General features: G+C 71.4%; 19 protein-coding genes. 13 read left to right on the forward strand and 6 right to left on the reverse strand.

Annotated elements, in window-relative coordinates; translation table 11 throughout:
• The first annotated feature begins 22 nt into the window (after positions 1 to 22).
• The 4 genes from AAD528_RS07795 to rhaS are packed head-to-tail and all read left to right on the forward strand — an operon-like array spanning position 23 to position 4684.
• Positions 23 to 1555 (forward strand): sugar ABC transporter ATP-binding protein, encoded by a 1533-nt coding sequence (locus AAD528_RS07795; RefSeq protein WP_345751506.1) that lies wholly within the window; start codon positions 23 to 25, stop codon positions 1553 to 1555.
• On the forward strand, positions 1552 to 2547 hold the full coding sequence (locus AAD528_RS07800; RefSeq protein WP_345751507.1) for an ABC transporter permease: 996 nt from the start codon (positions 1552 to 1554) through the stop codon (positions 2545 to 2547). The genes AAD528_RS07795 and AAD528_RS07800 overlap by 4 nt, the downstream gene beginning before the upstream one ends.
• Positions 2544 to 3593, forward strand: a complete 1050-nt coding sequence (locus AAD528_RS07805) for an ABC transporter permease (RefSeq protein ID WP_345751508.1) — start codon at positions 2544 to 2546, stop codon at positions 3591 to 3593. Before AAD528_RS07800 ends, AAD528_RS07805 begins: the two co-directional genes overlap by 4 nt.
• A 38-nt stretch (positions 3594 to 3631) precedes the next feature.
• Entirely contained in the window at positions 3632 to 4684 is a 1053-nt protein-coding gene (gene rhaS / locus AAD528_RS07810) for a rhamnose ABC transporter substrate-binding protein (RefSeq protein WP_345751509.1), read from the forward strand.
• Between the two features lie 130 nt (positions 4685 to 4814).
• Here rhaS and AAD528_RS07815 read toward each other — a convergent pair whose 3' ends face one another.
• Positions 4815 to 6422, reverse strand: a complete 1608-nt coding sequence (locus AAD528_RS07815; protein ID WP_375339594.1) for a DEAD/DEAH box helicase — start codon at positions 6420 to 6422, stop codon at positions 4815 to 4817.
• A 236-nt stretch (positions 6423 to 6658) separates the two neighbouring features.
• Positions 6659 to 7570, reverse strand: coding sequence for a helix-turn-helix domain-containing protein (locus tag AAD528_RS07820; RefSeq protein ID WP_345751511.1), 912 nt, complete (start codon positions 7568 to 7570; stop codon positions 6659 to 6661).
• A gap of 156 nt (positions 7571 to 7726) precedes the next feature.
• Here AAD528_RS07820 and AAD528_RS07825 point away from each other — a divergent pair, with 156 nt between their 5' ends.
• The 5 genes from AAD528_RS07825 (at position 7727) to AAD528_RS07845 (ending at position 14876) form a co-directional block, all read left to right on the forward strand.
• Positions 7727 to 9181, forward strand: coding sequence for an aldehyde dehydrogenase family protein (locus AAD528_RS07825; protein ID WP_345751512.1), 1455 nt, complete (start codon positions 7727 to 7729; stop codon positions 9179 to 9181).
• Between the two features lie 92 nt (positions 9182 to 9273).
• The gene (locus tag AAD528_RS07830; RefSeq protein WP_345751513.1) at positions 9274 to 10419 is read left to right on the forward strand and encodes a sugar ABC transporter substrate-binding protein; all 1146 of its coding nucleotides are present in this window, start codon (positions 9274 to 9276) and stop codon (positions 10417 to 10419) included.
• Between the two features lie 77 nt (positions 10420 to 10496).
• Positions 10497 to 11978, forward strand: coding sequence for a sugar ABC transporter ATP-binding protein (locus tag AAD528_RS07835; protein WP_345751514.1), 1482 nt, complete (start codon positions 10497 to 10499; stop codon positions 11976 to 11978).
• Positions 11979 to 12024: 46 nt separating this feature from the next.
• On the forward strand, positions 12025 to 13053 hold the full coding sequence (locus AAD528_RS07840; protein WP_345751515.1) for an ABC transporter permease: 1029 nt from the start codon (positions 12025 to 12027) through the stop codon (positions 13051 to 13053).
• 41 nt (positions 13054 to 13094) lie between these two features.
• A complete protein-coding gene (locus AAD528_RS07845) occupies positions 13095 to 14876 on the forward strand; it encodes a M23 family metallopeptidase (RefSeq protein ID WP_345751516.1) in 1782 nt (593 codons plus the stop codon).
• A gap of 388 nt (positions 14877 to 15264) precedes the next feature.
• Here AAD528_RS07845 and AAD528_RS07850 read toward each other — a convergent pair whose 3' ends face one another.
• Complete coding sequence (locus AAD528_RS07850) at positions 15265 to 16281, reverse strand: LacI family DNA-binding transcriptional regulator (protein WP_345751517.1); 1017 nt, start codon at positions 16279 to 16281, stop codon at positions 15265 to 15267.
• Positions 16282 to 16339: 58 nt separating this feature from the next.
• Positions 16340 to 18046 (reverse strand): glycoside hydrolase family 13 protein, encoded by a 1707-nt coding sequence (locus tag AAD528_RS07855; RefSeq protein WP_345751518.1) that lies wholly within the window; start codon positions 18044 to 18046, stop codon positions 16340 to 16342.
• Between the two features lie 200 nt (positions 18047 to 18246).
• Between AAD528_RS07855 and AAD528_RS07860 the strand changes: the two genes are divergently transcribed.
• The 3 genes from AAD528_RS07860 (at position 18247) to AAD528_RS07870 (ending at position 22090) form a co-directional block, all read left to right on the forward strand.
• Positions 18247 to 19473: a sugar ABC transporter substrate-binding protein gene (locus AAD528_RS07860; RefSeq protein WP_345751519.1), complete on the forward strand. Its 1227-nt coding sequence runs from the start codon at positions 18247 to 18249 to the stop codon at positions 19471 to 19473.
• Between the two features lie 107 nt (positions 19474 to 19580).
• Positions 19581 to 21203, forward strand: a complete 1623-nt coding sequence (locus AAD528_RS07865) for an ABC transporter permease subunit (protein WP_345751520.1) — start codon at positions 19581 to 19583, stop codon at positions 21201 to 21203.
• Positions 21203 to 22090, forward strand: coding sequence for a sugar ABC transporter permease (locus tag AAD528_RS07870; RefSeq protein ID WP_345751521.1), 888 nt, complete (start codon positions 21203 to 21205; stop codon positions 22088 to 22090). Before AAD528_RS07865 ends, AAD528_RS07870 begins: the two co-directional genes overlap by 1 nt.
• 70 nt (positions 22091 to 22160) lie before the next feature.
• Here AAD528_RS07870 and AAD528_RS07875 read toward each other — a convergent pair whose 3' ends face one another.
• Together AAD528_RS07875 and AAD528_RS07880 are read right to left on the reverse strand one after the other, a co-directional pair.
• Entirely contained in the window at positions 22161 to 22784 is a 624-nt protein-coding gene (locus AAD528_RS07875; protein ID WP_345751522.1) for a GntR family transcriptional regulator, read from the reverse strand.
• 136 nt (positions 22785 to 22920) lie between these two features.
• Complete coding sequence (locus AAD528_RS07880; RefSeq protein WP_345751523.1) at positions 22921 to 23409, reverse strand: YajQ family cyclic di-GMP-binding protein; 489 nt, start codon at positions 23407 to 23409, stop codon at positions 22921 to 22923.
• A gap of 109 nt (positions 23410 to 23518) precedes the next feature.
• Here AAD528_RS07880 and AAD528_RS07885 point away from each other — a divergent pair, with 109 nt between their 5' ends.
• Entirely contained in the window at positions 23519 to 24010 is a 492-nt protein-coding gene (locus tag AAD528_RS07885) for an FBP domain-containing protein (RefSeq protein ID WP_345751524.1), read from the forward strand.
• Positions 24011 to 24125 lie beyond the last annotated feature (115 nt).

The raw sequence follows: 24125 nt of genomic DNA on the forward strand, positions 1-24125 counted from the left end.
CGAGGAAGAGAGTCCCCGCGACATGGCCGCCGCACCTGCCGATTCGCCCGTGACCGCTCCGCTGCTGCGCCTGGCGGACGTCACGAAGACGTTCGGCGCGGTCGTCGCCCTGCGCGCCGGCAGCCTTGAGCTGCGCGAGGGGTCCATCCACGCGCTGATCGGCGAGAACGGCGCGGGCAAGTCGACCCTCGTGAAGATCATCGCGGGGCTGTACCAGCGCGACTCGGGCGCGTTCGAGCTCGCCGGCGAGGCCGTCGACTTCGGCGGCACGGCCCAGTCCAAGGCCGCGGGCATCGCCGTGATCTACCAGGAGCCGACCCTGTTCCCCGACCTCTCGGTCGCCGAGAACGTCTTCATGGGTCGCCAGCTCACGAACCGCCTCGGCGGCATCGACCGCCGCGCGATGCGCGAGGAGGTGCTGCGGATCTTCGATCGCCTGGGCGTGCGGATCGATCCGGATCGCGTCACCGAGGGCCTCTCGATCGCCGACCAGCAGATCATCGAGATCGCCAAGGCCATCTCGCTCGACGCGCGCGTGCTGATCATGGACGAGCCCACCGCGGCCCTCAGCGGCGTCGAGGTCGAGCGGCTGTTCGCCGTCGCACGGAGCCTGCGCGACGAGGGTCGCGCGCTGCTGTTCATCTCGCACCGCTTCGACGAGGTGTTCGCCCTGTGCGACACCGTCACGGTGATGCGCGACGGCGCGTACGTGGCGACGACCCCGATCGCCGACACCACGGTCGACGACCTCGTGCGCCAGATGGTGGGGCGCGACGTGACCGACCTCTACCCGAAGCTCCCCGCCGAGATCGGCGACGTGGTGCTCGAGGTGGAGGGGCTCACGCGCGCCGGGGTCTTCCGCAACGTCTCGTTCACGCTGCGCGCGGGGGAGATCCTGGGCCTCGCCGGCCTGGTCGGCGCCGGGCGCAGCGAGGTCGCACGCGCGGTGTTCGGCGTCGACCGCTACGAGTCCGGATCCGTCCGCCTGCTCGGCCGCGCCCTGCCGAAGGGCGACGCGCGCGTCGCGACGGCGCGCGGCGTGGCGCTCGTGCCCGAGGACCGCCGCCGACAGGGGCTCGTGCTCGACCAGAGCGTCACGCGCAACACGGCCCTCGCGATCCGCGGACGCCTGGCGCGCTGGGGCCTGATCTGGGAGGGCCGCGAGACCGCCGCCTCCCGCGAGTGGGCTACGCGGCTCGAGGTCAAGACGACCGCGCTCGACACCGAGGCCGGCACGCTGTCGGGCGGCAATCAGCAGAAGGTCGTGCTCGGCAAGTGGCTCGCGACGGATCCGAAGGTGCTCATCATCGACGAGCCCACGCGCGGCATCGACGTCGGCACCAAGGCCGAGGTGCACCGCCTGCTGTCTCAGCTCGCCCAGCAGGGCATGGCGATCCTGATGATCTCGTCGGAGCTGCCCGAGGTGCTCGGCATGGCCGATCGCGTGCTCGTGATGCGGGAGGGCCGGATCACGGGAGAGTTCGCCCGCCAGGACGCGACGCCGGAGGCCGTCATGCACGCGGCCACCGCCGAGGCGACGGAGGTCGTGCGATGAACGGCGCGCTGGGGCGGATCCTGACCGCGCGCGAGACGGGCATCGTGCTCGCGCTGCTGATCGTGATCGCGGTCGCGACGGCCGCGAACCGCTCGTTCGTGTTCTCGGGCGACGGATGGCGCGACCTGCTGCTCACGCCGTCGCTTCTGCTGCTCGTGGCCGTGGGCCAGGCGGTCGTGATCGTCACGCGCAACGTCGACCTCTCGGTCGGGTCGGTCGTCGGTCTGACCGCCTACCTGACCGGGCGGCTGTTCATCGACGTGCCGGGCATCTCGCCGATCCTGGTGTTCCTCGCCGGCCTCGCGCTCGGGGCCGTGCTGGGCCTCGTGAACGGCGCGCTGGTCGCCTACGCCAGGGTGCCGGCGCTCGTGATCACGCTGGGCACCATGTACGTCTACCGCGGCGTCAACGTGTGGTGGACCGGCAGCGACCGGATCAACGCGTCGGATCTGCCGCGCGACTTCCGCGGGCTCGGGACCGGGCTGCTCGGGCCGATCCCCTACCTCACGCTCATCGCGGTGCTCGTGCTCGTCGTCGCCGGGTGGTACCTCGGCACGCGCCGCTCGGGGCGCGAGCTCTACGCGATCGGATCCGACCCCGCCGCGGCGCACCTCTACGGCCTGCCCGTGACCCGGCGGATCCTGACCGCTTTCGTCGTCTCCGGTGCGCTGTCGGGCTTCGCGGGCGTGCTGTTCGCCGCGCGGTACGGCACGGTCGCCTCGAATGCGGGCTACGGCTGGGAGCTGCAGGCGATCGGCGCCGCGGTGATCGGCGGCGTCGCGATCGCGGGCGGCGTCGGCACGGTGTGGGGCGCGGCCATCGGGGCGTTCCTGCTGCTCACGATCAACCGGGCCCTGCCCATCATCGGCATCGACGACTTCTGGCAGCAGGCCGTGGTCGGCGCGCTGATCATCGGCGCGATCGTGCTGGATCGCGTGCTCGCGGTCCGCCGGCACCGACGACTCATCGCCCAGCGAGAGGAGCGACGATGACCGCCACCGGAGTCCTCACCACCGTGGTCACCACGAGCACCCCGGCGCACGCGCATCCGCTCTGGCGCCGGTGGCTCCTCACCCGCGAGGCCGCGATCATCGCCCTGCTCGCGATCGTCGTGATGGTCGCGCTCGCGACCGTGCGCAGCTTCGACAGCCCGCTCACGCTCACGTACCTGCTGCGCGACATCGCGCCCATCCTGCTCATCGCGCTGCCGATGACGCTCATCATCGTCACCGAGGAGATCGACCTGTCGGTCGCGAGCATCCTCGGCCTGTCGAGCGTGCTCACGGGCGTGCTGACCGCCGCGGGCGCGCCGTTGCCCGTCGCGGCGCTCGTCGCCATCGTGGCCGGCGCCGTGTGCGGCGTGATCAACGGATTCCTCGTCACGGTCGTGGGGCTGCCCTCGCTCGCCGTCACGATCGGCACGCTCGCGCTGTTCCGCGGCATCGCGGTGGGCCTGCTCGGCACGACCGCCATCACGGAGTTCCCCGAGTTCTGGACCGATCTCGCGAAGTCCCTGATCCCGGGGACTCCCATCCCGGCCATCATGATCCCGTTCGCCGTGCTCGCGATCGCGTTCGCGATCCTGCTGCACTTCACGCCGTTCGGTCGCGCGCTCTACGCGATCGGGCTGAGCAGGGAGACCGCGCACTTCTCCGGCATCGACGTCGCCCGCACGAAGTTCACGCTGTTCGTGCTGAGCGGCGCCGTGTCGGGCTTCGCGGGCGTCTACTTCACGCTGCTGTACAGCAACGCCCGCGGCGACAACGCCACCGGGCTCGAGCTGCAGGTGATCGCCGCGGTGCTGCTCGGCGGCGTGTCGATCTTCGGCGGCCGCGGCGCCCTGCACGGCGTGATCGCGGGCGTGCTGCTGATCGGCACGCTCGGCAGCGCCCTGCGCCTCGCGGGCGTCAGCGGCGAGGTCATCAACATCATCACGGGCGTGCTGCTCATCCTGTCGGTCGTCTCCGCGGCCGTGCTGGCGTGGGCGCGCGGCCGGCGGGTCGCCGCGATCGGACGGCGGCGCCTGCGACGCACCTAGTTCCACCCCCCTGCAAGTCACCAAGGAAGGCAACAACGATGTTCACGTTCCGCAAGTCACGCGCCCTGCTGGGCGCCGCGGCGCTCACGATCGGCGTCGCGCTGGTCGCCACTGGATGCTCCGGCGGCGGCACCACCGAGGGCACGGCCGGCGCCGGGGAAGGGGACGGCGGCGGCGAGGCCATCACCGTCACGTTCCTGCCCAAGAACCTCGGCAACCCGTACTTCGACACGTCCAGCACGGGCGGCAAGGCGGCCGTCGAGTCGTTCGGCGGCACGTTCGGGGAGGTCGGCCCCACCGAGGCCAGCCCGACCTCGCAGGTGCAGTACATCCAGACCGCCGCGCAGCAGGGCGTGAACGCGCTCGTCGTGTCGGCCAACGATCCCAGCGCCCTGTGCGACGCGCTCGACGAGGCGCGCACGGCGGGCACGAAGATCGTCACGTTCGACTCGGACACCGACCCCGAGTGCCGCGACCTGTTCATCAACCAGGCCACGGCCGAGGGCATCGCCAAGGCGCAGGTCGACCTGATCGCCGAGCAGATCGGCGACGAGGGCGAGATCGCGATCCTGTCCGCGTCGGCGAACGCCACCAACCAGAACGCGTGGATCGACCTGATGGAGGCGGAGCTCGAGGCGAGCCACCCCGACATCGAGCTGGTCGACACGGTCTACGGCGACGACGACGACCAGAAGTCGTTCGACCAGACCGCGGCGCTGCTGCAGTCGCATCCCGATCTAAAGGGCATCGTCTCGCCCACCACGGTCGGCATCGCCGCGGCGGCGCGCTACCTGTCGACATCGGAGTTCAAGGGCGAGGTCGCGCTGACCGGTCTCGGCACGCCGAACCAGATGCGCGAGTACGTCGAGGACGGCACCGTCACCGCGTTCGCGCTGTGGAACCCGGAGGACCTCGGCTACCTCGCCGCGTTCGCGGCCCAGGCACTGGTCGACGGCACGATCACCGGCGAGGCCGGCGATTCGTTCGAGGCGGGCGATCTCGGCGAGTTCACGGTCGAGGAGGACGGCGTCGTGCTGCTCGGCGACCCGTTCGTGTTCGACGCGGACAACATCGGCGACTTCGACTTCTGATCGGGGACGCAGGAGAGCCCGGCCCCTCAGGGGGTCGGGCTCTCTTCCGCGAGAACACGTGCTGTCAGCGAGGACATGCCGAATCTGCGCAGATAAGGCGTGGCGTCGCTGAGAGGACGTGTTCTCGAGGTCAGCGGGAGGTGCCGGGCGCCGAGGCGCGACGCGGGCCGCGGCGACGCTGCGGGGCCGGGTTGCCCGAGCCGCCGTGGGCGCTGCCGCCGTGCGCGCTTCCGCCGTGGGCCGGGCGCTGCGCGGGCTGACCGGCGGACGTGCTGTACATCGCTGCCGAGCCGCTGCGCGTCGAGCCCTGGCCCTGACCCTGGCGCTGGCCGCCCTGGCCGCGACCGCCCTGGCCGCCGGTGCGCTGGCCGTCGCGCTGCGACTGACCGCGACCCTGACCCTGACGGGCCTCGGCGCCGTTGCCGGAGCCGCCGCCGCGAGCCGCGCGCTTACGGCGGGCGTTGGCGCCCTGCGACTGGCCGCCGCCCGTGGAGCCCTCGGCCGGGGCGTTGCCCGCGCCGGGGCCGCCCGGGCGCGGGGTGACGTGCGGGGCGACCTCGCCCACGAGGGCGATGACCGCGGAGTGGTTCGCCGTGACGTGCTGCGGCTTCACCTGGATCGCCGCGCGGCGCAGCAGGATCTCGGTGTCCTTGCGCTGCGACGGCACCATGAGCGTCACGACGTCGCCCGCGGCGCCGGCGCGCGCGGTGCGGCCCGAGCGGTGCAGGTACGCCTTGTGCTCGGCCGGCGGGTCGACGTGCACGACGAGGTCGATGCCGTCGACGTGCACGCCGCGGGCGGCGACATCGGTCGCGACGAGCACCTTGACCGCGCCCGACGAGAAGTCGGCGAGGTTGCGGTCGCGGGCGTTCTGCGACAGGTTGCCGTGCAGATCGACCGCGGGGATGCCCGCGGCGGTGAGCTGGCGGGCCAGCTTCTTCGCCTGGTGCTTCGTGCGGGTGAAGAGCATGCGACGCGTGCTGCCGGAGGCGAGAGCCTTGATGACCTCGGTCTTCAGCTCGGTGCTGGAGATCTCGAACACGTGGTGCGTCATGTCGGCCACGGGGGACTCGGCCGAGTCGATCGCGATGTTCTCGGGGTTCGGCAGGAAGCGCTTCACGAGCTTGTCCACGCCGTTGTCGAGCGTGGCCGAGAAGAACATGCGCTGGCCGCCCGCCGGCGTCTTCGACAGGATGCGCGTGACGCCGGGCAGGAAGCCCAGGTCGGCCATGTGGTCGGCCTCGTCGAGCACGGTCACCGCGATGCGGTCCAGGCGCACGACGCCCTGGCCCATGAGGTCCTCGAGGCGGCCGGGGCACGCCACGACGATGTCGACGCCGCGCGCGAACGCGGCCTCCTGCGGCTTCTGCGAGACGCCGCCGAACACCGTGGTGACGGTCAGGCCCACGGCCTTGGCGAGCGGCTCGATCGTGCGGGTGATCTGCGTGGCGAGCTCGCGCGTCGGTGCGAGCACGAGCGCGGCGGGGCTGCCGGCGCGGCGGCCGAGGCGTGCGGCGGCGAGGCGCGCGACCAGCGGGATCGCGAACGCGAGCGTCTTGCCCGATCCGGTCTTGCCGCGGCCAAGCACGTCGCGGCCGGCGAGCGTCGACGGCAGCGTCTCGCGCTGGATCGGGAACGGGGTGGGACGCTCCATCTCGACGAGCGCGTCGACGAGAACCGAGGGGACGCCGAGGTCGGCGAAGGAGGGGGTCTGCTCAGGAGCAGAGGTCATGTGCATTGTGCTTTCGGATGACCCGGCCGGGAGCGCGCATGAGCGCGGGCGCAGGGGAGCGCGGGGCCGGTGGGAGGCGAACTCGGCGGATGCCGGATCCGTTCGCCGCGGCAGGAAGACGGGTCGTCAGCCGGATGCATCCGGCGAGCCCTGGCCTCCGGAGAGGCCTGTCGAGACACGACGATGCGCCCGAGACTCGGACGCACCATCAGTCTAGCACCTCCGGCCGAGCCAGGGCCGTGTCAGCAGTCGGCGCGCCACTCGCGGGGTGTGACGCCGTAGCCGCGGCGGAACGCGCGCGTGAAGGTCGTGGCGTCGTCGAAGCCCGAGGCGTATCCGATCTGCTCGATCGTGCGGCGCTCGACCGGGTCTCTCAGCATGCGCGCCGCCGCCTGCAGTCGCTGCTGGCGCAGGAAGGACGCCGGTGACTGCCCGACCTGCTCGAAGGCCTGGTACAGCCGGCGGCGCGAGACGAGGTGCCGGCGGGCGACCTGGTCCATGTCGAGCCCGGGATCGTGCGCGTTCGCGCGCAGGTGCTCCTGCACGGCGTGACGCAGCCCGCCCGACGTGCGCGGGACCGCCGCGCCTTCGCCGAACGACGCTCGGATCATCGTGCGGGCGAGGTCGCGCGTCACGTGCGCGGCGTCGGCCCGGGAGTCCGGCACGATGCTCTCGACGTACGAGAAGAGGTTGTGCACGGCGACGGCCCTGCGCCCATGCGGCACCGCGAGACGCGCGAGGGTGGTCTCGAGCATGCGGGCCGGCACATCCAGCGACGTCCGCGACATCTGCAGGATCAGGTGGCGCTGATCCGGCCAGGAGTAGTCGAGGCGGTACGGGCGGTTGGTGGCGTAGAGGATGACCGAGCCGGGCACGATGGCGGCGGACCGCCCATCCTGCGACACGCTTCCGCGCGACGAGAGCTGCAGCGAGATGTGCACGTCGTCGGTCTCGGCCCGGCGCGCGAGCCGCCCGGTGTGCTCCGCGATCAGGCCGCACTCGGTGACGCGGGAGACCGAGAAGCGGTCGTCCACCACCGTGTGCTCCATGCGCGCGCGGAATGTGTCTTCGAACCCGGCGCACTGCAGGGGCACGAAGAACCCGCTCACGACCGACTCCCAGTCGTCGGCGCTCTCAGCCTCGAGAACTTCCACGTTCGCCTCCACGTTGATCCGTGAGCGTATCCGGCACCCTCACCCCGGTCAATTCGGCTCCCCGGCGCGTGCACAAAACGCCGGATCGGCGCGATCCGGGCGCCCCTACAGTTCGTCTGAGCCCGTCGCAGCCGACGGGTGGAAGAGGGAGTGACGATGACGTTCTTCGCACAGCAGGACTGGGACGGCCGGGGCTACATCGCCGGCTGGACCGAGCTCGCCGGCACCACGACCGTGACGTCGCCGTCGACCGGCGCGCAGCTCGCGACCGTCGGCTTCGGCAGCGCCGCAGACCTGGACGACGCCGTGGGCCGCGCGGCGGCTGCGCAGCGCGACTGGGCGGCCCGGCCGGCAGAGGAGCGCGCCGCCGTGATGCGACGCGCCGCTGCGGTCCTGGAGGCGAACACGGACGTGCTCGCGCGCTGGCTCGTCGACGAGGCCGGATCCGGTCAGGGCAAGGCCGCGTTCGAGGCGGGCCTCGTGGTCGGCGAGCTGCACCACGCCGCCGCGACCGCGCTCATGCCGTACGGCCAGCTGCTGCAGTCGGTGCATCCGCGCCTGAGCCTCGCGCGCAAGCGTCCGGTGGGCGTCGTCGGCGTGATCTCGCCCTTCAACTTCCCGGCGATCCTGGGCTCGCGGTCGATCTTCCCGGCGCTCGCGCTCGGCAATGCCGTGGTGCTCAAGCCGGATCCCCGCACGAGCGTCGCCGGCGGTCTGCTCTTCGCCGCGGTGCTGGAGGAGGCGGGCCTCCCCGCCGGCCTGTTCGCGGTCGTCCCGGGCGCTGCGGACGTCGGATCCGCGCTCGTCGACCACCCGGACGTCCCGGTCATCTCGTTCACCGGATCGACCGCCGCCGGACGGATGATCGGCGAGCGTGCGGGACGCCTGCTCAAGCGCGCGCATCTCGAGCTCGGCGGCAACAACGCCATGATCGTTCTGCCGGACGTCGACGTCGCCGCTGCCGCGTCGGCCGGCGCGTGGGGATCGTTCCTGCACCAGGGTCAGATCTGCATGACGACCGGACGCCACATCGTCCACGCGGACATCTACGACGAGTACGTCGGCCTGCTCGCCGAGAAGGCGCGGGCGCTGCCCGCCGGCGACCCCGCTACGGGCACCCCGCTCGGGCCGATCATCGACCGGCGACAGCGCGATCACGTGCACGAGATCGTGCGCGAGTCGGTGGATGCCGGCGCGCAGCTGCTCGCCGGCGGCGAGTACACCGACCTCTTCTACCAGCCGACCGTGCTGGGCGACGTGCGACCCGGCCACCGGGCGTTCACCGACGAGATCTTCGGCCCGGTCGCGCCGGTGCTGCGCTTCGAGGACATCGACGAGGCCGTCGACCTCGTCAACGCCACCGAGTACGGGCTGTCGGTCGCGATCCTGTCGGGCGACGCGTTCCGCGCGTTCGAACTCGGCGACCGGATCCCCAGCGGCATCCTGCACATCAACGACCAGACGGTCGACGACGAGCCGCAGGCCCCGTTCGGCGGCACCGGCTTCTCCGGCACCGGCGCGCGCTTCGGCGGGCACGAGGCCAACATCGAGGCCTTCACCGAGACCCAGTGGGTCACGGTGCAGTCGCAGATCCAGCGCTACCCGTTCTGAGCCCCGCCGGTCGGCGGGCGCATCACTGCGCCGATCGGCTCACCACCCGAATCACCCGACACAGCAACACCCGAATGAAAGGACGTGCGACGATGCGCGGACAACGAATGCGAGGGCTGCAGGCCGCGGCTCTCATCGCCACGGGGGCGTTCGCCCTCACGGCCTGCTCGAACTCGGCGACCCCGGCCGAGACAGCGGGTCCCGACGACGCGGCCGGCGGCGCCGACACCGCGGCGGCCGAGGAGTTCCTGGCTCCCTGGATGGGCGAGGGCGACAAGAACCTGCTGATCGACGAGCCGCTCGAGGCGCCGGTCGAGGAGGGCACGCACGTCGTCTACCTCGACGTGGGCACCCCGGTCAGCGCGGTGATGTGGCAGAACCTCCAGGCTCCCGCCGAGCTCCTGGGCCTGAAGCTCGAGCGCGTCGAGGTCGGTCGCGATGCCCAGAGCATCAACGCGGCGATGAACACGGTCGTCGAGCTCGCTCCGGACGGCGTGATCAACATCACGCTCGACCCGATCTTCTTCGAGCCGCAGATCGAGCAGCTGAACGAGCTCGGGATCCCGATCGCGAGCGGCTCCGTGATGAACACGGTCGAACACGGGCTGCCCGAGGCGTTCAACGGCCCCGAGTGGATGACGACCAACGGCGGCGTGCTCGCCGCGGCCGCCGTCGCGCGCTCGGGCGGCGCGTCGGAGTTCGTCTTCTACAACGTGCCCGAGTTCCCGTTCTCGGCCCTCGAGCTCGAGGGCGCCCAGGACAAGCTCGCCGAGCTGTGCCCCGACTGCACGCTGCGCGTCGTGGACATCCCGATCGCGGAGCTCGGCTCGACGGCCGCCGACCGCGTGGTCAGCGACCTGCAGGCGAACCCGGACACCGAGTACTTCATCGCCGCGGTGGACGAGGTGCAGATCGGCCTGCCTCAGAAGCTGAGCCTGGCCGGCCTCGACACCAAGGGCATCGCGATGTGGACGGCGCCGCCGAACTACGAGCAGATCACGGCGGGCGACCAGGACGCGACGCTGTCGGTCGACCTGAACCTCATGATGTGGACCGTGCTCGACCAGCTGCTGCGCGAGATGGGCGGCCAGGACTACGAGTGGCCCGACGTCCAGACCCGCGCCGCCACGCTGACCCGGATCACGGACCAGGCGAACGCGCCCGAGGACCCGGTGACGGGCTATGTCGCGATCGAGGACTACCAGGACCGGTTCGCCGCGAACTGGCTGGCCGAGTGACGGAATGGGGAGGCCCGACCCTGCGGCCTCCCCATTCCCTCCGGACCCGAAACTTCGGCCCCGAACAAGGAGCATCCATGTCCGACGTCGCACCCCTCCTGCGCGTCACCCACCTCGTCAAGGCCTTCCCGAGCCTCATCGCGCTCGACAGCGTGAGCCTTGACGTCGGCCCCGGCGAGATCGTCGCCGTGCTCGGTCACAACGGCTCCGGCAAGTCGACGCTCGTCAAGGTGCTGGCCGGCGCGTACACGGCCGACGGCGGCACGGTCGAGCTGGCCGAGGGCACCGAGCTGCACTTCATCCACCAGGACCTCGCGCTCGTCGGGCAGCTGTCCGCCGCGGAGAACCTGGCGCTGGTGAAGGGGCAGGGGGCCGCGGCTGCGGCGCCCGTGCGTCGGGCCGCAGAGCGCGGGCGCACGCGCGAGCTCATCTCGCGCTTCGGCCCCGTCTTCGACGTCGACGCACCCGTGCGCTCGCTCACGCCCGCGCAGCGTGCGGTCGTCGCGATCAGCCGCGCGCTCGACGGCTGGGCGCATCCGGCGAACGTGATCGTCCTGGACGAGTCGACCGAGTCGCTGCACCGCAGCGAGGTCGAGACGCTGTTCGACGCCGTGCGGCGCCTCGCGGCCGACGGCGCGGGCGTCATCTTCGTCTCGCACCGCCTCGACGAGGTGCTGAGCCTCGCGCACCGGATCGTCGTGCTGCGCGACGGACGCAAGGTCGCCGACGAGCCGGTCGCGGGGGTCGACCACGCCCGGCTCGTGGAGCTGATCACCGGATCCGCGGCCTCGGCGGTCGCCGGATCCCACGTCGGCACGGGTCGCGAGGACGCGGACCCCGTGCTCGCGGTGCGCGGCCTGCGCGGCGCGACGGTCGAGCACCTCGACGTCACGCTGCGCCCCGGCGAGGTCGTCGGCGTCGCCGGCGTCCTCGGCTCGGGCCGCGAGGCCGTGCCCTCGCTGCTGTACGGCGCGGCCGACGCGACGGCCGACGAGTTCTCCGTCGCCGGATCCGGGCACGCGCGGCGCAGTCCCGCCAAGAGCCTGCGCAGCGGCGTGGCCTTCGTCCCGGCCGACCGCGGGCGCCTGGGCGCGGTGCGCGACATGACCGCGCGCGAGAACGTCACGCTGCCTCAGCTGCGCACCCTCACGGGACCGCTCGGCGCGATCTCCGCGCGCCGCGAGCGCGCGGAGGCGCGGGGGCTCATGGCCGAGTACGACGTGCGCCCCGCGCTGCCCGAGCAGAGGTTCTCGCTGTTCAGCGGCGGCAACCAGCAGAAGGTCGTGATGGCCCGCGCGCTGCGCGACGATCCGTCCGTGCTGCTGCTCGACGAACCCACCCAGGGCGTCGACATCGGCGCCAAGGCGGCGATCTACGAGGCGATCGAGCGCGCCGCCGCGGCGGGCACCGCGGTGCTCGTGAGCTCGTCCGACGCCAAGGAGCTGCTGCGCCTGTGCGACCGCGTGATCGTGATGCGCGAGGGCCGGGGCGTCGCCGAGCTGAGCGGCGCGGATCTCACCGAGCACCGCCTGGTCAGCGAGGGCTACGGCCTCGCCTGACCACCCGAACCCGATACCCGAACCATCCCCGGCCGAGGAGGCCCCCGTGAGCACCAGCCGCAGCGACATCCTGCGCGCCCTGTCGTTCCGCAACATCAGCGCGGTCTACATCTTCATCGTGATCTTCGCGGTCTTCGCGATCTGGATCCCCGACAGGTTCCTGCAGCCCGGCGTGTGGCGCTCGCTGCTCGACGCCGAGGCGCTCACGGGCCTCGCGGCGATCGCGGCGCTGATCCCGCTCGTCGCCGGGTCCCTCAACCTCGCCGTCGGCGCGCAGGTGGGCTTCTCGGCGATCCTGTCGGCGTGGTTCCTGTCGAAGGCGGGCCTGCCGATCGCGATCCAGCTGCCGGTCGTGATCCTGTCCGGCGCCCTCATCGGCCTCGTCACGGCGCTCGTGATCACGCGTCTCAGGGTCGAGCCGATCATCGCGACGCTCGGCATGAGCTCGATCCTGCTCGCCGGCATGGCGTGGGTGTCGGGCAGTCAGCAGATCCTGGATCTGGGGCCGGACTACCGGATGATCGCGACGACCCAGTGGGGCGGCGTGACGGTGCCGGTGTACATCCTGTTCGTGGTCGCCGCCGTCACCTGGTACGTCCTGGAGCGCACCCCGGCCGGTCGTCGCATGTACGCGGCCGGGTACAACCCCGAGGCCGCGCGCCTGGCCGGGGTGGGCGTGGAGGGCCTGCGGATCTGGAGCCTCACGGCCGGAGGGGCGATCGCCGCGCTCGCGGGGGCGCTGCTGACCAGCCGCATCAACGCGGGCGATCCCACGGTCGGACCGAGCTTCCTGCTGCCGGCGCTGACCGCCGTGTTCCTCGGCTCGACGCAGTTCAAGGGCGGGCGCTTCAACGTGTGGGGCACGATCGTCGCGATGTACGTGCTCGCGGTGGGCATCAAGGGTCTGCAGCTGGCGGGATCCCCGCGCTGGGTGAACGACCTGTTCTACGGACTCGCACTGCTGCTCGCCGTGGCCCTGTCGCAGTGGGAGAGCACGTCCCGCCGCGGCTCGGCCGTCGGCCGGGTGCTGAGGGGCATCCGGCGGCGCGGGGCGGAAGCGCCCGCTCCGCGGTAGCGGGTGCCGGGTTCGGGGGTCCTGACCATACGCTGAGGGTCATGCGTGCCGTCACCCCCCTCGCGTCCGCGGTCGCGGCCCTCGCCGCGATCCTGCTCGTCCCCGCCCCCGCGCTCGCCGCCGGCGGCGAGGTGGGCGGCTTCGGCGACGACTACTTCCTCAACGACACGTGGACGGGCACGGCGAACCGCGCCTACGACTACGGGCTCCCCGGCGACGGCGCCCTCGTGGGCGACTGGAACGGCGACGGTGCCGACACGCTCGCGGCCCGCCGCGGCCGGGCCTACCTGTTCGCGGACAAGCACGGCGCGGAGGCGCCGTCGAGCGTCGCGCTCTACGGGCGCGACGGCGACGTCACGCTCGTCGGCGACTGGAACGGCGACGGCAGGGACACGCTCGCGGTGCGGCGCGGCCGAACGTATTACATCAACGACAAGCTGGCCGGCGGCGAGGCGAGCAGCATCGTCGTCTACGGCCGCGAGGGCGACGACGTGCTGATCGGCGACTGGGACGGCGACGGCAAGGACACGATCGGCGTGCGTCGGGGCAACGTGTTCCACCTGCGCAACAGCCTCACCGGCGGCGAGGCCGACGTGCGCGTGCCCTACGGACGGGCGGATGACCGTGTGTACGTCGGCGACTGGGACGGCGACGGCATCGACACGATCGGCGTGCGCCGCGACGCGACGTACTTCATCAAGAACGACTTCCGCGGCGGCGAGGCCGACCGGCGGCTGGTCTACGGGCGCGCGGGCGACGCGACGCTCGTGGGCGACTGGAACGGAGACGGGTCCGACACCCTCGGCGTGCGGCGCGGCACCAGGCCCGCCGCCTCGACCGCATCCTGGGCCGACGGCACGTACGGCGCGTTCGCCGCGACCACCACGAAGGGTTCCAAGAACGCCACGGTCACCGTGCCGTCGCGCGCACGACGCGGGGCCATCACGATCGCCTCGGCCGACCGCAACCTCACGCTCGACGCCGTGCGGGCGGACGGCTCGACGCAGCGGCTGCTGTCGGGCCTCGCGAGCGCGCGCACCGTGCTGTGGGGGGATCCCGCGAAGGGCGACGTCCGCTCCATCCGCGTCACGTCGCGCGGGTCGTGGGTCCTCACCTCCCACCCGGTCAGCTCGCTCGAGGAGCTCGAGGCCGCGGCGGACGGCGCCGAGGCGTACCTCTACAGCGGCGCCGGCGGCGCCGTGCGCTCGACCGGCGGCGGAGCGCGGATCGACCAGCTCGCCTCGACCGTCCCCGCCAAGGGCGCGCAGGCGATCCTGTATCCCGACCGGAGCAGCGCCGCGCTCGCCGCCGGCGCCGCGAGCGGGAAGCTGCTCGCGGGACCCTCGGTCGCGACCGTGTCCGCGTCCGGCGCGTGGAAGCTCGCGCTCCCCGCCCTGCCGCAGGCACCCGCGGGCATGGCGCAGCCGACATCGGTCAAGAAGTCGACCGTCCTGTTCCCGCTGCGCCCGCCGTACCGGATGAGCCGCACGGTGACCGCGACGCACGAGGGGGCCGACCTTCTGGCGGCGGCCTGGTCGCCGGTGTACGCCGTGGCGGATGGCGTCGTGCACTTCGCCGGACCCTCCGGCGGGGCCTACGGCAACCTCGTCACGGTGAACCACGTGGTCGACGGCAAGAAGGTCGAGACGCGCTCGGCGCACCTGATCAACACGCCGCCCGTCGTCAAGGGACAGCGCGTGTCCGCCGGGCAGATCATCGGCTACGTCGGCCAGACCGGCAACGCCACCATAGACCATCTGCACATCGAGGTGCGCGTCGCCGGCAAGATCGTCGACCCGATGAAGTGGCTGCCGGCTTCCTAGAAACGTCTCGCACGCGCTCGGGCGGCGCTTCGCGCCGCCGCTCGGCGAGCGAGGGCGCTGTCGCTTCGCTCCATCGCCGGCAGCGCTTCGCGCTGCGGGGTCGCTTCGCTCCACGCTCGCTTCGCTCGCACAGGGAGTCGGGTGCGCGGCACGCTCGCTTCGCTCGCACAGGGGGTCGGGTGCGCGGCACGCTCGCTTCGCTCGCACAGGGGGTCGGGTGCGCGGCACGCTCGCTTCGCTCGCACAGGGGGTCGGGTGCGCGGCACGCTCGCTTCGCTCGCACAGGGGGTCGGGTGCGCGGCACGCTCGCCTAGCTCGCACAGCGCAGGGCTCGCAGACGGGCTTGTCGTGCGTGCTGTCCTGATCGCGCGGGGATCGCGCGCTTTGCTCAGTCCCGGGGGCGGGAGGTCGAGGAGCGCACGCGCAGCTCGAACGGCAGGGGGGTGTCCGAGACCGGGGCGTCGTCGCCCCGCGGCTCGAGCTGCGCCATCAGGATGTCCACGGCCAGCGCGCCCTGCGCGGCGGGGAACTGCGCGATCGTGGTGAGGCCGAAGAAGTCGGACATGTCGTGGTCGTCGACGCCCACGATCGAGACGTCGAGCGGCACGTTCAGGCCGAGGTCGCGCGCGGCGAGCAGGGCGCCGAACGCCATCTCGTCGGAAGCCGCGAAGATCGCCGACGGCCTGTCCCGCAGGGGAGCGCCCAGCAGCTGCTTGGCCGCGCGGTAGCCGCCCTGCACCGTGAAGTCGGCGTTCGCGATCCGGTGCTCCGAGATCGGCAGCCCCGCGTCGCGCATCGCGACCTCCCAGCCCTGGCGGCGCTTGGTGGGCAGGTGGAAGTCCGCGTCCGAGGCGACGTCGCCGCCGATCAGGCCGATCCGCGTGTGCCCCAGGCCGATCAGGTGCTCGGTCGCGAGCTCAGCCACCGCCACGTCGTCGATCGCGAGCGTGCGCACGCCCGGGATCGGGCCGCCGACGCCCACGAGGGGCTTGCGCAGCTCGTGCAGCCGCGCGACCTCGGGCTCGGTCAGCTCGAGCGACACCGCGATCACGGCGTCGACGCGCTGGCGCAGCAGGAAGTGCTCGAAGACCGTGCGGCGCTCGCCGCCGTCACCCGCGAGGTTGTACAGCGTCACGTCGTAGCCGGAGCGCATCAGCCTCTGCTGCGCGCCCTCGAGCACGGTCGTGAAGTACCAGCGGCTGAGGAACGGCAGCACGATGCCGACGTTGCGGGTGCGGCCGCTGGCGAGGCTCGACGCGGCCTGCGAGACCACATAGCCGAGCTCGCCCGCGGCCGCCAGCACGCGCTCGCGGGCCGCGGCCGAGACGTGGCCGCGGCCCGAGAGGGCCCGGGACACGGTCGCCGTGGACACGCCTGCCAGTCGTGCCACTTCTGCGATGCTCATGTCCCGCGCGCTCCTCTGCGAGCTGAAGACGGGGCCCGGATGGGCCCCGTCCGATGGATCAGTCCTGGATCAGCCAGACCGCCGCGTCGCCGGGCAGAGTCAGCGCTCCGTCGCCATCCTCCCCGAGCGGCGCGCTCGAGACGAGCACGCGTCCCGCCGGGAGCGTCACGGGCCAGGGGCCCGTGTTCGCGACCACGGTGACGGGGCCGCTGCGGAACGCCACGGTCTCGCCGCCGAAGCCGTCGATCCACGAGTGCTCGGCCTCGCCGAGCGCGAGCTCGCGGCGCAGGCGCAGCAGCGTGCGGTAGAGGTTCAGCGTCGACTCGGGGTCGCCGTGCTGGCGGTCGCGCGCGAGCTCGGCCCACTCGGCCGGCTGCGGCAGCCACGCGGCGCCGGAGCCGTTGAAGCCGTACGCGGGCGCGTCGCCCTCCCACGGGATCGGCACGCGGCAGCCGTCGCGGCCATACCGCTCGCCCTGCGTGCGGAACCACGTCGGATCCTGGCGCGCGTCGTCCGGCAGCTCGACGACCTCGGGCAGGCCGAGCTCCTCACCCTGGTACAGGTACGCGGATCCGGGCAGCGCCAGCATCAGCGTCGTCGCGGCGCGCGCGCGGCGCAGGCCCGCGACGGCGTCGGGCTTGCCGGGGGAGAGCGGCCCGATGCCGTGGCCCTGCGGCGCGTCGGCGCCGAGCGCGAGGCGGGAGGCGTGGCGGATCACGTCGTGGTTCGACAGCACCCACGTGGTGGGCGCGCCGACGCCGCCGAACGCCGCGAACGACTCGTCGATCACGTGGCGCAGCACGCCGGCGTTCCACTCGGACATCAGGTACGGGAAGTTGAACGCCTGGTGCATCTCGTCGGGACGCACCCACTGCGCCGACTCGGCCGCCGTCGGGAGCCAGGCCTCCGCGCACAGCGCGCGGTCGCCGTCGTACTCCTCGAGCAGCAGGCGCCAGTCGCGGTACACCTCGTGCACGCCGTCCTGGCCCCAGTACGGGACCGGCTCCTGGCCGCCCATCGAGTCGGCGTTCTCGGCCGGCACGTAGTCGGGCAGCCCGTCCTGCTTGACGAGGCCGTGGGCGACGTCCACGCGGAAGCCGTCGACGCCGCGGTCGAGCCAGAAGCGCAGGATGCGGCGGAACTCGTCGCGCACCTCGTCGTTGGACCAGTCGAAGTCGGGCTGCGACGAGTCGAACAGGTGCAGGTACCACTGGCCGGGGCGGCCGTCGGCCTCGGTCACGCGGGTCCACGCCGGTCCGCCGAACACGGACTGCCAGTTGTTCGGCGGGATCTCGCCGTGCTCGCCCTTGCCGTCGCGGAACATGTAGCGGCCGCGCTCGAGGCTGCCGGGGGTGGCGGCCAGGGCGGCCCGGAACCACTCGTGCTGGTCGGAGGAGTGGTTGGGGACGAGGTCGACGATCACGCGGATGCCGCGCTCGTGCGCGGACTCGAGCATCGTGTCGAAGTCGGAGAGCGTGCCGAACAGCGGATCGACGTCGCAGTAGTCGGAGACGTCGTAGCCGGCGTCCTTCTGCGGGGAGGTCATGAAGGGCGAGAGCCAGATGGCGTCGATGCCCAGGTCCTGCAGCGCGTCGAGGCGCGACGTGATGCCGGGAAGGTCGCCGATGCCGTCGCCGTTCGCGTCGGCGAAGGAACGGGGATAGATCTGGTAGATCGCCGCCGTGCGGTACCAGGGCGTACCGGAGGCGTCGACCTCTCGCTCGAGCCCGATTCGGGTGGGGCTCAGGGTGGAGGCGGGAGTCATGGGATGAGACTCTAAGCGATCCGCGCCGGATCTGGAAACGCTTGCAACCTGCGCCCCCGAGAATCAGCATCACGGTTGCGTATCGAAGGTCGAACCGCCCAGAAGGCGCGTTTTGCGGATCCGAATGGAGCATGTATACCTGTAACCGCTTGCAGAAACCGGCGAAGCTGCTGGTTCCATGACAGAGAGGCACAACACCAATGAAGGTGAACAGCAAGGGCCGCCTGGTCGCGGCCTTCGCGATCGCGACGACCCTCGGTCTCGCCGGTTGCTCGTCCACGTCCGCCCCGCAGGGCGAGGCATCCGCCCCCGCGGAGGGCTCGGGAGACGCCGCGTCGTCGCTGACCGTCTGGGTCGATGCCGAGCGCGTGGACGCCCTGCAGGGCGCAGCCGACGCCTACACGGAGAAGACCGGCGTGAAGGTCGAGCTCGTCGGCAAGGACAACGCCGACATCAAGGACGACTTCATCCAGCAGGTCCCGACGGGCGAGGGCCCCGACATCACGATGGGCGCCCACGACTGGCTGGGCGAGCTCGCCACGAACGGCGTCGTCGCGCCGCTCGAGCTGGGCGACGCCGCCGAGGGCTTCCTGCCCGTCGCGCTGGACGCCTCGACCTACGAGGGCACCGTCTACATGCTCCCCTACGCGGTCGAGAACATCGCCGTGCTGCGCAACAAGGCGCTCGTCCCCGACGCGCCCGTCTCCTTCGACGACATGGTCGCCAAGGGCGAGTTCGTGGTCGAGCAGGGCGCCGAGGGCAACCCCTACCACCTGTACCCGTTCCAGACCGCGTTCGGGGCCCCCGTCTTCGGCACGAACGAGCAGGGCTACGACCCGACCGACCTGCAGCTCGGCAGCGCGGGCGGCGAGGAGTTCGCCACGTGGCTCGCCGGCCAGGGCAAGAACGGCACGGGCGTGTTCAACACCGACATCGACGGCGACATCGCCAAGCAGTCGTTCATCGACGGCGACGCGGCCTTCTGGCTGACCGGCCCGTGGAACGTCGGCGCCGCGATCGACGCGGGCATCGACGTCGCGATCGACCCGGTCCCGAGCCCGACCGACAAGCCGGCCTCGCCGTTCGCCGGCGTCAAGGGCTTCTTCGTCTCGGCCGAGTCCGACAACAAGGTCGCCGCGAACGACTTCCTCGTGAACTACCTCGGCTCCGAGGACGCGCAGCTCGCGCTGTTCGAGGCGGGCAACATCCTCCCGGCGCTCTCGGCCGCGGCCGAGTCGGCCTCGTCCGACCCGATCATCGGCGGCTTCGCCAAGGTGGGCGAGCAGGCCGTGCCGATGCCGGCCATCCCGGCCATGGGCTCGGTGTGGCAGTACTGGGGCATCGCCCAGGCCGAGATCATCAACGGCGCCGATCCCGTCGCGACGTGGCAGAAGCTGGCGTCCGACGTGCAGGCGGCCATCGGCTGATCGAAGCCCTGACGACCGCCCGGGGCGGGTGAGCAGCGCTCCCCGCCCCGGGCGGTCCCACCTCCCGCGCGCCCGCGGGCACCATCTCTTCGCACGAGCAGGAAGCCATGATCGACACTGAGACCCCGGCGGCCGACCCGGTCGCCGATCCGCGCCGCATCCGCCGTCGGCGGCAGGCGCAGGACATCGCCGAGCGCGCGGGCGGCGGCATCCGAGCGCTGATCCTGAAGCTCGTGCTGCTGGGCATCGTGGACGCGATCGCGGTGTATGCGGTCCTGGTCCTGATCGGCTTCCAGCAGTGGGTCGTGATCGGCGTGGTCGTCGCCGTCGCGGCGATCGTGAACTGGATCTACTTCTCGCGCCGCACTCTGCCGGCGAAGTACCTGACGCCCGGCGTCATCTTCCTGTGCCTGTTCCAGGTGTTCGTGCTCATCTACACCGGCTACGTCGCGTTCACGAACTACGGCACCGGGCACAACGGCACCAAGGATCAGGCCGTCGCCTCGCTGATGGCCTCCGCGCTGGAGCGCGTGCCCGACTCTCCCACCTACCCCGTCACGGTCGTGGAGCAGGGCGGCGCGCTCGGCCTGCTCGTCACGACGCCCGACGGCGAGGCCCTCGTCGGCACGACCAAGCAGCCGCTCGAGCCCGTGCCGGACGCGGCGTTCGAGGGCGAGAAGGCGGTCTCCGCCCCCGGCTGGGACAGCCTGCAGTTCGCGCAGGTGCTGCAGCGGCAGGGCGACGTCGCCGAGCTGTCGGTGCCGTTCTCCGAGGATCCGAACGACGGCGCGATCCGCACGCCCGACGGGACCAGCGGCTACCTCTACACGTCCGCCCTCGAGTACGACGAGGCCGCCGGCACGCTCACGGACAGCACGACGGGCGCGGTGTACCGCGACACCGGGGTCGGCGCGTTCACGGCCGAGGACGGCACCCAGCTGCTGCCCGGCTGGCAGATCACGGTCGGCTTCGACAACTTCGTCCGCGCCGTCACGGATCAGCGGCTCGCCGGCCCGCTCGTCTACGTCACGCTGTGGACCTTCGCGTTCGCGCTGATCTCGGTCGCGGGGACGTTCTTCCTCGGCCTGTTCCTCGCGATCACGTTCAACAACGCCCGCATGCGCAGCCGCTCGGTCTACCGCGTGCTGATGATCCTGCCCTACGCGGTCCCGTCGTTCCTGTCCGCCCTGGTGTGGGCGGGCATGATGAACCAGAGCTTCGGCTTCCTGAACCAGGTGATCTTCGGCGGCGCCGACATCCCGTGGCTGACGGATCCGATCATGGCGAAGGTGTCGATCCTGATCGTGAACCTGTGGCTGGGCTTCCCCTACATGTTCCTGGTGTGCACGGGAGCGCTGCAGTCGATCCCGGATGAGCTGCAGGAGGCCGCGACCGTGGACGGCGCGCGCCCCTGGGCGATCTTCCGCCTGATCAAGCTGCCGCTGCTGCTCGTGAGCGTCGCGCCGCTGCTGATCGCGTCGTTCGCGTTCAACTTCAACAACTTCAACGTGGTCTACATGCTCACGGACGGCGGGCCGCGCGACTCGGCGGCCCCGATCCCGGTCGGGCACACCGACATCCTGATCTCGATGGTCTACAAGGTGGCCTTCACGGGCCAGACGCGCGACTACGGTCTCGCGAGCGCCTACTCGATCATCATCTTCATCGTGGTCGCGGTGATCTCCGTGATCGCGTTCCGCCGCACCAAGTCGCTCGAGGAGCTGAACTGATGACCGCCGTCGCAGACATCCCCGTCCGGCGCCGCTCGTTCGGCCGCTGGTTCGCCGACCTCGGCTGGCGGCACGTCGTGGGCGTGATCGTCACGGCATTCGCGCTGCTGCCGATCGTGTTCGTGATCTCGAGCTCGCTGAACCCCCACGGCACGCTGACCGGATCCAATGCGCTGTTCTCCGCGATCGGCTTCGACAGCTACATCCGGATCGTCTCCGACCCGAAGGTGCCGTTCCTCGCCTGGTTCGGCAACACGCTGCTCATCGCCGGCATCACGGCGATCCTCACGGTGTTCCTCGGCGCGCTCGCCGCGTACGCCTTCTCGCGCATGCGGTTCACGGGTCGCCGCTTCGGCCTCATCACGATCGTGGTCGTGCAGATGTTCCCGCAGCTGCTCGCCGTGGTGGCGATCTTCCTGCTGCTCAGCGCGATCGGCGACTGGTTCCCGGCCATCGGCCTGAACAGCCGGATCGGCCTGATCCTCGTCTACCTCGGCGGCGCGCTGGGCGTGAACACGTACCTGATGTACGGCTTCTTCAACACCGTGCCGCAGTCGATCGACGAGGCAGCCAAGATCGACGGCGCGAGCCACGTGCGCGTGTTCTTCACGATCATCCTGCGCCTGGTCGCCCCGATCCTCGCCGTCGTGGCGCTGCTGTCGTTCATCGGCAGCGTGAACGAGTTCGTCGTGGCCTCGGTCGTGCTGATCGACACCGAGAACCAGACGCTCGCGGTCGGCCTCACGAAGCTGGTGTCGAATCCGCGCTACGCCGACTGGAGCGCGTTCTCCGCCGGCGCCGTCATCGCCGCCCTGCCCGTCGTGGCGCTGTTCCTCTTCCTGCAGAAGTACATCGTGGGCGGGCTCACCGCCGGCGCCGTGAAGTGACCTCCGGCACGAGAGAGGCGCGGGATCCGTCGTGGATCCCGCGCCTCTCGTCGTATCGGACGCGCCCGCGTCAGAGGCCGAACTGCGCCCGCACGAGACGCTCGGCGGCGTCCTCGTCGCGGACGCGGATGGCCTCGCGCAGCTGCGCGTAGTTCTCGCGCAGCTCGCCGTCGGTGGCGACCGGGCCGACGTGGCGGAGGTTCCGCTCGAGCGCGAGCTCGAGGTCCTCCAGGGGTCGGCTGTAGACCGTCTCGGTCGAGTTCGACGTGATGTACCGAGAGAACGCGATGCGCGCGGCGATCGACGCCTCGGCGTCGCCGAGGGCCGCCTCCATGTCGTCCAGCAGGGCGAGTGCGCGATCCGCCTGCTCGTCCGTGAACGACGGCAGCGTGGCCCGGATCTCGATGCCGCACTTGTAGCCGGCGTACGCGAGGGAGGCCTGCACGATCTCGTCCGTGACGATCGTGACGCGCGTGAAGCGGCTCGGCATCATCTCGATGAGGCCGATGCGCTCCAGGCGCTGCAGGGCCTCGCGGATCGGCATGCGCGAGACGTTCAGCTTCTCGGCCAGCTCGGAATCGCGGATCCGCTCACCCTGCTCGAGGGTGCCATCGATGATGGCGGCGCCCAGGAACTGGAAGACCGTGTCCGCCAGCAGCTGCTTGCCCTTGTCGATCGGCGTCAGCCCGCTCATTCAACTCCCGCCAGGTTCGTGACATCGCGCGGGGGAGCGTGCCGCGCACGCCGATCACGCCCGCGGCGATCGGATCGCTCCATGCTACGCGAGCGCGCGGCGCGACAGCCGGGCTCGGCCCGCCCGCTGGGCCTCGTCAGCGGTAGTTGATGAACTGCAGGTCGATGTCGAGGTCCGCGGCCTTGAGCACCCGGATGACCTCCTGCAGGTCGTCGCGGCTCTTGCTCGAGACGCGCAGCTCGTCGCCCTGGATCTGCGACTTCACGCCCTTGGGCCCCTCGTCGCGGATGACCTTGCCGATCTTCTTGGCGTTCTCCTGCGAGATGCCGTCCTTGAGGCTCGAGACCAGCTTGAACTCCTTGCCGCTGGCCGTCGGCTCGCCCGACTCGAGGCTCTTCAGCGAGATGCCGCGCTTGATGAGCTTGGACTGGAACACGTCCAGCACCGCGTTGGCGCGCTCCTCGCTGTTGGCGGTGATCAGGATCTGCTCGCCGCTCCACGCGATCGACGCACCGGTGCCCTTGAAGTCGTAGCGCTGCTCGACCTCCTTGCGCGCCTGGTTCAGGGCGTTGTCCGCCTCCTGCTTGTCGACCTTGGAGACGATGTCGAATGAGGAATCAGCCATGCGCGTCAGCCTAGTGCCGCGGTGCGCGGCGACCGAGGCCCCGTGCGGGCGCGAGATTCGTAGAATCTTCGAGGGAGTCGGCGATCGCCGGCCACATCCGGGAGGTTGCATGCGCGCACTTACGGAAGCAGAGATCCGCGCGTCGTTCGTCAACGCGGAGAAGACCGATGCGTCCGTCATCGCCCTGCCGCACGACTTCCTGCTCACGGAGTGGGATCATCTCGACTTCTTCGCGTGGCGCGATCCGCGCTCGCGCAGCCGCGGCTACATCGTGGCCGAGGTCGGCGGCGAGGTCACAGGCGTCGTGCTGCGCGCCGCGGACGGCGCGTCGCAGGCCCGTTCGGCGTTCTGCAACATCTGCCGCACCATGCAGCCGGGCAACCAGGTGGCGCTGTTCACCGCGCGCAAGGCCGGCAGCGCCGGGGAGCACGGCGACAGCGTCGGCACCTATATGTGCGCGGATCTCTCCTGCCACGAGAACGTGCGTCTCGCGATGCCGCTCGCCCCGAACGAGTACCGCGGCAGCGTCGATATGAAGATCGACGGTACCAAGCGCCGCACGCGTGAGTTCGTCGAGCGCGTGCTGGCCCAGGCCGCGTGACGACGGGCGCCACACCCGGCGAGGGGCGATTTCGGTCCACGGCCGCGTGCGGGTAGCATTGTCACTTGCGTCTCCGGTTGGCTGGAAAAGTCAGTCGGGTGCGCCTGGCAAGTTG

The organism is Microbacterium rhizophilum, assembly GCF_039605615.1.
GTDB lineage: Bacteria > Actinomycetota > Actinomycetes > Actinomycetales > Microbacteriaceae > Microbacterium > Microbacterium rhizophilus.

What these genes read in the sequence shown, in the direction of transcription:
- AAD528_RS07835 (WP_345751514.1), top strand. Translation starts at nt 10,497, where the DNA reads ATGTCCGACGTCGCACCCCTCCTGCGCGTCACCCACCTCGTCAAGGCC.
- AAD528_RS07825 (WP_345751512.1), top strand. Translation starts at nt 7,727, where the DNA reads ATGACGTTCTTCGCACAGCAGGACTGGGACGGCCGGGGCTACATCGCC.
- AAD528_RS07870 (WP_345751521.1), top strand. Translation starts at nt 21,203, where the DNA reads ATGACCGCCGTCGCAGACATCCCCGTCCGGCGCCGCTCGTTCGGCCGC.
- AAD528_RS07845 (WP_345751516.1), top strand. Translation starts at nt 13,095, where the DNA reads ATGCGTGCCGTCACCCCCCTCGCGTCCGCGGTCGCGGCCCTCGCCGCG.
- AAD528_RS07800 (WP_345751507.1), top strand. Translation starts at nt 1,552, where the DNA reads ATGAACGGCGCGCTGGGGCGGATCCTGACCGCGCGCGAGACGGGCATC.
- AAD528_RS07795 (WP_345751506.1), top strand. Translation starts at nt 23, where the DNA reads ATGGCCGCCGCACCTGCCGATTCGCCCGTGACCGCTCCGCTGCTGCGC.
- AAD528_RS07855 (WP_345751518.1), bottom strand. Translation starts at nt 18,046, where the DNA reads ATGACTCCCGCCTCCACCCTGAGCCCCACCCGAATCGGGCTCGAGCGA.
- AAD528_RS07880 (WP_345751523.1), bottom strand. Translation starts at nt 23,409, where the DNA reads ATGGCTGATTCCTCATTCGACATCGTCTCCAAGGTCGACAAGCAGGAG.
- rhaS (WP_345751509.1), top strand. Translation starts at nt 3,632, where the DNA reads ATGTTCACGTTCCGCAAGTCACGCGCCCTGCTGGGCGCCGCGGCGCTC.
- AAD528_RS07860 (WP_345751519.1), top strand. Translation starts at nt 18,247, where the DNA reads ATGAAGGTGAACAGCAAGGGCCGCCTGGTCGCGGCCTTCGCGATCGCG.
- AAD528_RS07865 (WP_345751520.1), top strand. Translation starts at nt 19,581, where the DNA reads ATGATCGACACTGAGACCCCGGCGGCCGACCCGGTCGCCGATCCGCGC.
- AAD528_RS07850 (WP_345751517.1), bottom strand. Translation starts at nt 16,281, where the DNA reads ATGAGCATCGCAGAAGTGGCACGACTGGCAGGCGTGTCCACGGCGACC.
- AAD528_RS07805 (WP_345751508.1), top strand. Translation starts at nt 2,544, where the DNA reads ATGACCGCCACCGGAGTCCTCACCACCGTGGTCACCACGAGCACCCCG.
- AAD528_RS07875 (WP_345751522.1), bottom strand. Translation starts at nt 22,784, where the DNA reads ATGAGCGGGCTGACGCCGATCGACAAGGGCAAGCAGCTGCTGGCGGAC.
- AAD528_RS07830 (WP_345751513.1), top strand. Translation starts at nt 9,274, where the DNA reads ATGCGCGGACAACGAATGCGAGGGCTGCAGGCCGCGGCTCTCATCGCC.
- AAD528_RS07815 (WP_375339594.1), bottom strand. Translation starts at nt 6,422, where the DNA reads ATGCACATGACCTCTGCTCCTGAGCAGACCCCCTCCTTCGCCGACCTC.
- AAD528_RS07885 (WP_345751524.1), top strand. Translation starts at nt 23,519, where the DNA reads ATGCGCGCACTTACGGAAGCAGAGATCCGCGCGTCGTTCGTCAACGCG.